Source organism: bacterium (genome assembly GCA_040755795.1).
GTDB lineage: Bacteria > UBA9089 > CG2-30-40-21 > CG2-30-40-21 > SBAY01 > JBFLXS01.
Genome location: JBFLXS010000206.1, coordinates 1 through 7,050, shown reverse-complemented (window position 1 = coordinate 7,050; position 7,050 = coordinate 1). Strand labels below are relative to the sequence as shown.

General features: G+C 34.0%; 7 protein-coding genes. 6 read left to right on the top strand and 1 reads right to left on the bottom strand.

Going from position 1 to position 7,050, the window contains the following annotated elements; genetic code table 11:
• A partial coding sequence (locus AB1414_12890; GenBank protein MEW6608318.1) for a TRCF domain-containing protein occupies positions 1-377 on the top strand: 377 nt, incomplete at its 5' end.
• A gap of 470 nt (positions 378-847) precedes the next feature.
• On the top strand, positions 848-1,609 hold the full coding sequence (locus tag AB1414_12885; GenBank protein ID MEW6608317.1) for an autoinducer binding domain-containing protein: 762 nt from the start codon (positions 848-850) through the stop codon (positions 1,607-1,609).
• On the opposite strand, the gene AB1414_12880 is transcribed toward AB1414_12885, so the two are convergent.
• Positions 1,561-2,283, bottom strand: coding sequence for an acyl-homoserine-lactone synthase (locus AB1414_12880; protein ID MEW6608316.1), 723 nt, complete (start codon positions 2,281-2,283; stop codon positions 1,561-1,563). The genes AB1414_12885 and AB1414_12880 overlap by 49 nt on opposite strands.
• An 892-nt stretch (positions 2,284-3,175) precedes the next feature.
• Here AB1414_12880 and AB1414_12875 point away from each other — a divergent pair.
• From AB1414_12875 to AB1414_12860, 4 genes are read left to right on the top strand one after another with little or no spacing between them, the layout of a single operon-like run.
• Positions 3,176-4,291, top strand: a complete 1,116-nt coding sequence (locus tag AB1414_12875; protein ID MEW6608315.1) for a DUF362 domain-containing protein — start codon at positions 3,176-3,178, stop codon at positions 4,289-4,291.
• 1 nt (position 4,292) lies between these two features.
• A complete protein-coding gene (locus tag AB1414_12870) occupies positions 4,293-4,952 on the top strand; it encodes a class I SAM-dependent methyltransferase (GenBank protein ID MEW6608314.1) in 660 nt (219 codons plus the stop codon).
• A gap of 10 nt (positions 4,953-4,962) precedes the next feature.
• Positions 4,963-5,646, top strand: coding sequence for a class I SAM-dependent methyltransferase (locus AB1414_12865; GenBank protein MEW6608313.1), 684 nt, complete (start codon positions 4,963-4,965; stop codon positions 5,644-5,646).
• On the top strand, positions 5,643-6,857 hold the full coding sequence (locus AB1414_12860; protein ID MEW6608312.1) for a U32 family peptidase: 1,215 nt from the start codon (positions 5,643-5,645) through the stop codon (positions 6,855-6,857). The genes AB1414_12865 and AB1414_12860 overlap by 4 nt, the downstream gene beginning before the upstream one ends.
• The last annotated feature ends 193 nt before the right edge of the window (positions 6,858-7,050 follow it).

Genomic DNA, 7,050 nt, shown 5'->3' with positions numbered 1-7,050 from the left:
TTGCTCAACGATATGCCGTCTATAAAAAACTGTCATCCTGTAAAGACTTTAATGCCTTACAAGAAGTTAAAGAAGAATTGGTGGATAGATACGGGAAAATCCCAATGCCTGTCCAGAGGCTTTTAGAGCTTTTCCAGATGCGGTTGATGGCAAAAAAAGTCGGTATTACCTCTTTGAGTATCTCTAAAGGATATATGACCATTGAATTACCGCCGGATGAAAAATTAATCCCAAATGTTCTTTCTTTAGTCACTACCTTTCCGGAATATTTAACACTAAATCCAAGAAAAACCAATTGCTTGATTTTAAAATGGACAGAAGAGGAAGAAGGTATTGGTTTTTTGAAGGAGGTGTTGAGGGAATTAGGAGACTGTTAAAAAGAGATCGTTGCAAATGACTTTTAGTTATGGTGCGGGGTTGGGAGAGTTTTGAGTGATAAAAGATACCAAAGCAACAAAAAAAATTTAAAAAATAGAAAAATTTCTCTTGACAACAAAAATGTTTTTTGGTATATTTTCTTACCAAGGAAAGAAAAGAAGCGTAAAGTGTTAGAATTTTAAGAGAAGTGGATTAAATTTCTTAAGTTTACCTATTTTTCTACATCCTACTTAAAAATCTGTTAAGGGGAAAAAGATGTGTAAAAGCCAGCAGCACATACATACATACATACTTACTTACTCAAGAATTCAGTTTTTAAGCAGAAGATATAATAATTTTTATAATCAGCAGGTGAGATTTTATCGCCTGCTTTTTTGTTGCCTGATTGTCGAGTGTAATTATGTACTGTAGTTTTGTCATTTATGCTGTTTTTGACAAGCACTTGAGGTGTGATATAGAAGGGATGGGAATGAGGGGTATACTTTTAAAAAATTTGTTATCCAAAGAAGATGCCATTTGTCTTTTGGAATTGATTCAAAAGAGTCTTTTTTGCACCAAAGAAGATGAAATAAAGGAACTTATATCCACACTGAAATGGTTAGTTCCATATGACTTCGCTACTTGTGTGTTTGCTGAAGCAGATAGTGATAGGAAGACAATAAATTCATCTGCCGCTAATATTTTAAACATAAACTATCCTGCCGAATGGCTTGAGCTTTATACCACAAGAAAATATCATCTGATTGACCCAATCTTTAAAGTAAACTTTAGTGAATTCAAATTACAGTACTGGGATGATACCTACAAATTAATTACTCCGCCAAAGGATTTTCTTTTTCTTGCAAGAGATTTTGGACTCAAAAAAGGATATACCTATGGGCTAAGAAATTTCAATGGGACTGCAGGAAGTCTATTTTCCATATCAGGCAATTTAGAACATCATCAGCGGACAGAGATTATTCTAACCCATATTATCCCTCATTTTCATCAAGCCATTACCCGGATAATAAGACAGAATTGCAAGCGAAATATTTTCCTTTCTCCAAGAGAAAAGGAAGTGCTTAACTGGATAAAAGCGGGTAAAAGTTCATGGGATATATCAGTGCTTCTTGATATAAGTGAAAGGACAGTAAATTTTCACATCAATACTATTATGCGAAAACTTGATGTGGTGAACAGACCTCATGCGGTTGCAGTTGCTATTGAACAAGGATTGATTGATATTGCATAAAGCCTATTTCTTCTTTCTGGATAAATAATCGCATTTAATGCCTCAAATTCCTGTCTATCTATTATTCCTGCTATGGCAATAACTCCATCAGGCATTCTTTTGGGTTTCCCTATTATTTTACAAGGAAATCCGATACTGCGTAGTAACCTATAAATTTTTAATTCAACAACGAAATAAAGATATCTTACCTTATGTCTAATACACCAGTGATAAACACCTTTGTACAAGAACACCGAGATAAAATGAAAACCAAAATTTCCTAAAATAAGTGTATTTCTTGATTCAGGTGCTACACATAGCCTTGATATTTCCACTGTATCATTTTGTTTTCTAATCTTATAACCATTTCTAACCAGGAATGAAAACTCTCTTTCTATCATAAAAAGCCCTTCCGGTGTTATAACCCTTAAGAAAGCCAATAATCTACGCTCGTTATCAAAAACCCCAAAAAACACAGCACTTTTGTCATAATTATCTATTTCCATCTTATCCTCTCTTTGAGGTAACCAACATAGCTCCTCACAGAAAACTCTGTGTCTTAAACGATATGCCTGAATTTTCTCCTCTTCTGTAATTATATTTTTTACTATCAGGCTTCCTTCTTGGATGGAAACAGAAAAGTTCCGAAACCTATTAAAATTAAGGCTGGTTCTTCCTTCAGTGAGAGTAAACATTTTACCCCCTACTTTAATTTAGGATTTAGGGATTTTAGATTGAAACCAGATATGTTCAATTTAAAATCGCAAATCTAAAACCGGTTCATGAGAGGTTCAGGAATCGAAAATCTATGTTCTCATTCAATCACTCTTCCCAATAGGAAGATATATGATTATCAATAAGTTGCGTTACCAAACTATCCGTTTTAGGTATCTACTCACCTTTGGAAGAAAGCACCATAAGATTAAATTTTATATTTCAAACAGATCCTTGTGAGGATTTGTGATTTTTCTAAAGTTACTAAAAAATTTGAATAATTATAATTATAGAAAAAAATTCTTTAAAAAGCAACCTGTCAGAAATGACAGGTTGACAAAAGAAAGATTTTGTGGTATTTTTACTTTTAAAAAGGAGAAGTGAGCAAAGGGGAAAATGGGTGATGATTTTATTAGTTCCCACATTCCGCACCTATTCATCAAGAAAATAATATTTTTTGACCGGTGTAGTTAGCCAATACAGTGATACAGAAATATTACAGGCGAAAGATGTTTTTTCGCCTCTACCTGCTGCAAATACCGATGCAAAAATATGTTTTTGCTCCCAAGCGGGAAGAGGATTAAGGTGAGGGGAGTAGAGTTGATCATTCTTTTCACCTTGACTCCGACCTTTTCTCCAAAGAAAATGGGAGAGGTGATTATGGACAATACCTGCTCAGGTAGAATATTCTATCCTAAAGCTAACAGCACAGTTCGAAATTATGTGATATTTAGAGGCCTAACGCCTTTTATAATAACTCGTTGCTATAAAACATAATTAAATAACATAAAAGCAAATCTCCTCCCTCCTATGATAGGAGCTCTGAAATTCCTCGAATCCTTATCTCATAGGTGCGGAATGTAGGAAACAATTATGGTAAGTGAAGTTTTCTTCTCTGCTCTGAATAGACTATCTACAATGAATCCTCTTCAAAAATTAGAGAGATTACTTGATCAGAGTAAGATAGAATCAATTATTATCAAAAATGATTTGGTTGCAATTAAATCTCATTTTGGAGAAAAAGGAAATACAACTTTTATAGGACCTCTTTACTTTCGAACAATAGTAAAAAAAATAAAAAAAGTCGGAGGTAGACCTTTTCTAACAGATACCAATACCTTGTATTTGGGGAGTAGAGGTGAAGCAATATCACATCTCCAAACCGCAATTGAAAATGGATTTGTTCATTCTGTAGTTGATGCTTCAGTAATTATTGCTGATGGTTTACGGGGAAATACGATGAAAGAAGTTGAAATTAATCAAAAACATTTTGTAAAAGTGAATATTGGAGCAGAGATTTACTATGCAGATTCTATTGTTAGCATTTCTCATTTTAAATGCCATGAACTTATGGGGTTTGGTGGAACCTTGAAAAATTTAGGAATGGGATGTGCGTCTCGTATGGGGAAATTGAGTATGCATTCTAAAGTGACTCCATCAATCATATCAGAAAAGTGTATTGCTTGTGGAAACTGTGTGAAGTGGTGTCCAGCCAATGCTATCTCTATTTCTCATAAAAGTGCAGTTATTGATGAGAAAAAGTGTATTGGTTGTGGAGAATGCATTGCGTCTTGCTTGCAAGCAAGTATTAAAATTGAATGGAATGAGTCAATGAGTAATCTTCAAGAGAAGATGGTTGAATATGTATATGGTACACTTAATAATAAAAAAGGTAAGGCGTTATTTGTCAATTTTCTTACTCAGATTAACCCTTTGTGCGATTGTAATGCATATAGTGGTACGCCGATTGTTGATGATATCGGAATTCTTGTATCAAAGGATCCTGTAGCTATTGATCAGGCATCTGTTGATCTAGTAAATCAGCAAGAAGGACGAAAGAACTCTGCATTAACTTCTAATTATGGATCGGGTGAGGACAAATTTCGAGGAGTTTATCCCAATATTGATTGGAGTGTCCAGATCAAGTATGCCGAAAAAATCGGACTGGGAACGAAGAAATATAAATTGATAAAACTTGAAGGATGTTAATATGGCCGAAAATCAACTAATGAAGTCAGGACATCATGCTACTTTCGAGGGAGATAGAGCCCAAGAATATGTTGAACTTCAAAGAAAATATATGATAAAAGATTTTCAGCATTTTGCTAATCAGATAGTTACTAAAATAAAAAAGGGGAGGATACTCCATTTGGGTTCTGGAGGAGGTTTTCTGAGTATCGCAATAGCCCAGAAAAGCCCAGAATATACAGTCGTAGGATTAGATTCATCTCGGACTATGATTGAGCTTGCAGAAGTTAATAGTAGCCTAAGTGGTGTTAGTTCACAAATAGAGTTTATTTACTGGGATACTCTTAAACTGCCTGTCGGAGATGAGGATTTCGATTTTGCAACAAGTATTTGGGAACTCCACCATTGGCAAAAGCCAGTATCTGTCTTAAACGAAGTTTTTCGAGTATTGAAAAAGGGTAGTAGAGGAATGATAATTGATCTGCGTCGTAATACACCGGAGATAGAACTGAAAAAATTAACCGATAATACTCCAGCATTCATTTATAAAGGACTTAAAGCTCATCTACCTCTGACTTATTTCCCTATCGAGATCAAAGATATTTTATTACAAACTAAATTTGATGAGTTTCAAGTTGAAGAAGAGGGGGTACATGTAACAATATCTCTTTATAAAAAGTAGAGTGACAAAAATGGGAAGATTAAGAGAAAGAATGCCAGAAAAAAATATTATAAGAGATACTGAATTTGCTAAAAGATTTACTACTATTGTTCAAAGAGATCCGTATTTTAGGAGAATATATCAGAATTTTGTGTATAAAGTCTTAAAATTAGAGAAAGAATCGGATAAGGTGTTAGTTATTGATTCTAGTCCTGGATTTCTATCTATTTTATTAGCAAAAGAGAATGATAAATTTGAAATAACAGATTTAAGTTTATCCGAAGGCATGATAACTATTGCTAAAGAGAATGCAGAACAAAATGGAGTAATAAATAGAATAAATTGGAAAGTTGGAGATGCCGAGGATATACCCTTTAACAATTCTACTTTTGATTTAGTAATCAGTATGAACTCTCTTCATCATTGGAGAAATCCAGTAAGATGTTTCAATGAGATAAATCGAGTTTTAAAAGTGGAAGGTTGTCTTTTACTTTGTGATTTAAGAAGGGACTTTTCAAAAATTGGGGCTTTGATAGTATGGATGGCTGATAAATGGGGTTCTAAAGGAGAATTTATGAATTCGATAAGAGCCTCTTACACAGTCAGTGAGGTTCAACAACTGTTTGCTATGAGTGAGTTTTCTGAGTGGGATGTAAAAATAGCCGATATTTTGCGGCTATTTATTAAATCTAAGAAGGGGGTAATAGAAAAATGAAGTTTACAGTGGCAACAAATTGGCAAATGGATCTTTTAGATGAATTAAGAAAATATCCGGAAGTGGAAGATGTGTTTGGGAAGCTTGATATGGATATTATTGGAGGTGGACGGTCTTCGTATCTTCTTCCTAAGGTCAATCGGGAACAGGCAAAGCATTATGTAGAAGAGGCACATAAAAGAAATATTAAATTTAACTACCTCCTTAATGCTTCCTGTCTTAATGCAGTAGAGTTTTCAAAAGAATGGCAGTACAAATTCGATGAGTTGTTAGAATGGATCATTGATATGAAAGTGGATAAAGTTACAGTATCATCTCCATATTTATTGCGTTTAATTAAATCACGGCATTCTAATTTACAGGTAGTTATATCGTGTTTTGCAACTGTAAATGGTGTCCAACGTGCAAAATGGTTTGAAGAATATGGTGCTGATGCGATTGCATGGGATTTTATGTGTATTCAGCGAGATTTTAGACTTATGAAAGCCATGGTGAAAAATGTAAGTTGCCAATTCCATCTCTTTGTAAATGACATCTGTTTATATCAGTGCCCAAGTCGTTTACATCATGCTAATATAAGTAGTCATGGATCTCAATCAGAACATAAAAATAAAGGATTTGTAACAGAGTATTGTTTCCTGAACTGTTTTTACGAGAAGATTTTTAACCCTGTTGAGATAATCAAGTCTCCTTGGGTTCGTCCCGAAGACCTTGGGGAATATGAAGATATAGGTATTGAAAAAATTAAAATCGTTGATAGAACCTGTACAACTGATTGGATAGTGAATGTTGTAAAAGCTTATACAGAGAGAAAATATAACGGTAATTTAATTGATTTACTTAATCTACCTGGTTCGACAAGGTTACAGAACCTTGATATGGCAAGATTGATTAAATCTGATACAGCAAGTAAAGAATTGCTCGACGCATTATCAGTCCTTTCTCGCTATAAACTGTACTATCTCGACAATAGTGCGTTGGATGGTTTTCTTGAATACTTCAAGAAGAATGAATGCCGGCTTATTTCATGCGAAAAGTGTGGGTATTGCCAAAAAATAGCTGATAGATCAATAAAGATAAATCCTGATTTACCAGAGTCTATAGTGGAAAAAATTCCAGTACTCAAGAATGTTCTTAGAAGATATCTTGATAGTATTCATACTGGAGATATCTTTAAAGATGAGCAAGGACTAATTAAAAAAGCAGTATAGAAGTACAACTGGAGTTTCGTTAATTTATGGTGACATTGAGGCTGTCTGAATTAAAAAATTAAGAGAATTTAAAGCCTCGTTATGTCTATTAGGGTCTTGATTTTGGTCAAAGGTGGTAAAAATAGGGTTAAAAGCATCTGGAATTTTTTGCATCTTAACTTCTAATGTTGAGTTATTAAAAAATATTTCAGCC

Bases quoted from the DNA above. Each gene is read 5' to 3' on its own strand.
- AB1414_12885 (MEW6608317.1), top strand. From the start codon at position 848: ATGAGGGGTATACTTTTAAAAAATTTGTTATCCAAAGAAGATGCCATT.
- AB1414_12880 (MEW6608316.1), bottom strand. From the start codon at position 2,283: ATGTTTACTCTCACTGAAGGAAGAACCAGCCTTAATTTTAATAGGTTT.
- AB1414_12875 (MEW6608315.1), top strand. From the start codon at position 3,176: ATGGTAAGTGAAGTTTTCTTCTCTGCTCTGAATAGACTATCTACAATG.
- AB1414_12870 (MEW6608314.1), top strand. From the start codon at position 4,293: ATGGCCGAAAATCAACTAATGAAGTCAGGACATCATGCTACTTTCGAG.
- AB1414_12865 (MEW6608313.1), top strand. From the start codon at position 4,963: ATGGGAAGATTAAGAGAAAGAATGCCAGAAAAAAATATTATAAGAGAT.
- AB1414_12860 (MEW6608312.1), top strand. From the start codon at position 5,643: ATGAAGTTTACAGTGGCAACAAATTGGCAAATGGATCTTTTAGATGAA.